1 protein-coding gene and 1 pseudogene are annotated in these 1,902 nt (G+C 72.6%); both read right to left on the minus strand.

Annotated elements, in window-relative coordinates:
* Window positions 1-1,091: aldehyde dehydrogenase family protein (locus D180_RS01680; protein WP_043090294.1), on the minus strand; the 1,091-nt coding region annotated here is incomplete at its 3' end.
* 125 nt (window positions 1,092-1,216) lie between these two features.
* Window positions 1,217-1,902: pseudogene (locus tag D180_RS01685) on the minus strand (MFS transporter); the annotation flags it as partial.

Here is a 1,902-nt window from a genome sequence, read left to right on the forward strand (position 1 = left end):
GCGAACTCGATCAGCGGCAGTACCGGACCGAAGATCTCTTCCTGCGCGATCCGCGCCTGCGCCGGCACCTGCGCCAGCAGCGTCGGCGCCACGTAGCAGCGCTCCGCGTCGTGCTCGCCACCGGCCAGCAACTGCGCGCCGCCGGCGCGCGCTTCGTCGATCAGCGCGGCCACCCGTGCGGCATGCGCCGGGTGGATCATGCGCGCCAGGTGCGGGCTGGCAGCGACCGCCTGCGCGTCGGCACCGTAGCGCTGCGCCAGCAGGGCGCGGCAGTGCGCGAGCAGGCGCGCGCTGACGTCGCGATGCACGAACAAGGTATCCGGCGCGATGCAGGTCTGTCCGGCATTGACCAGCTTGGCCCAGACGATCACCTCGGCGGCAAGACGCAGGTCGGCGCTGCGGTCGACGATCACCGGCGACTTGCCGCCCAGTTCCAGCGTCACCGGCGTCAATTGCCGCGCCGCAGCGGCCATCACCTCCCGGCCGACCGACGCCGAACCGGTGAAGAACACATGGTCGAACGGACAGGCCAGCAAGGCCTGCGCAGTGGCCGCGCCGCCCTGCACCAGGGCCACTTCTTCCGGTGCGAATGCCTCGTCCAGCACCGCCTGCAGCACCGCGTTGACCTGCGGGGTGAATTCGGAGGGCTTGATCAGCGCCGTGTTGCCGGCGGCCAGTGCCGACACCAACGGCGCCAGCACGGTGGCCACCGGGTAGTTCCAGGGCCCGATGATCAGGCAGCGGCCCTTGGGCTGGAACGCGATGCGCGCGCGCGTACCCAGCGCAAGCAAGGTGGGCGAGACCTTGCGCGGACGCATCCAGCGCGGCAACTGCGCGATGGCGGTGGCGATCTCGTCGACCACCGGCAGCAGCTCGGTCAATTCCACTTCCAGTGCGGGCTTGGCGAAATCGGCGGCGAAGGCGACGATCAGCGCCTGCCGTCGTGCCAGCAACGCATCGCGCAGCGCACGCAGATGCGCGCGCCGCGTGTTCGCCGAGGAGCCGCGCCAGGCCAGCGCGGTGGCCTGCTGCGCGGCGAACAGCGCCGCGACCGTCTCCGGTGGGGTGTCCAGCACGGGCTCAGACGCCATCGCCGCGCTCCTGCTTGGCGGACATCGGCCATCGCCCGGTGCCTGGCAATCTCCTGCCCTGCGCCATGCGCGGCCGACGGAAGCGCGTCATCGCAGCGGCCAGCGCGCTCGCACGGCCACCCCCATCAGCCCGCATGCGAGCCCGCCTCCACGACGGCCGGACGGCGCTGCCGCCGGCCGATCCACAGCGCCAGCAGCGCCGCGGTCAGCGCAAAGCCCAGACCGACCAGCGGCACCGGCGCCGAATCGTCGGCGTGCAGCAGCAGCGACGCCAGCAACGGCCCGCAGGCCGACCCGATCAACTGCGCGGCCGGCACCAGCACCGCCACCCGCCCCTGCGCATCGGCGCGCAGCGCCAGGCCGACATGGAACGGCATCAGGAACATCCAGGCGAAGCCGAACGCCACGCACACCGCGGCGAAGCCCAGCGTCGCATTGCCCGGAACCCGGTACATCGCCGCGGCCACCAGGCACAGCGCCACGCTGCCCAGGGTCAGGGTCGCCGTCACCGACAGCCGGCGCACCCAGTAGATCGCCGCCAGACCGCCGACGATCTGCATGCCCAGCACCCACGAGGTCTGCAGTTGCGCCGCATGCGTATCCAGCCCCGCGCGCAACGCCAGCGGCTCCAGGTAGGCCCACAGCGCGCCGATCGCCGACATCTGCAGGAACGCCACCAGCAATGGCGCCAGCGTCGCCGGCGACCAGCGCAGCCTGGCGGTGGCGGTCGCCGCGCACTGCGCATCGGCGGCGGGAGCCAGGCTTGCCGGCACCGGCAGTGCCGCCGCCAGCGGCAGCACCAGCAGGCAGG

This window comes from Xanthomonas sp. SHU 166 (assembly GCF_000364685.1).
Taxonomy (GTDB): Bacteria; Pseudomonadota; Gammaproteobacteria; order Xanthomonadales; family Xanthomonadaceae; genus Xanthomonas_A; species Xanthomonas_A sontii.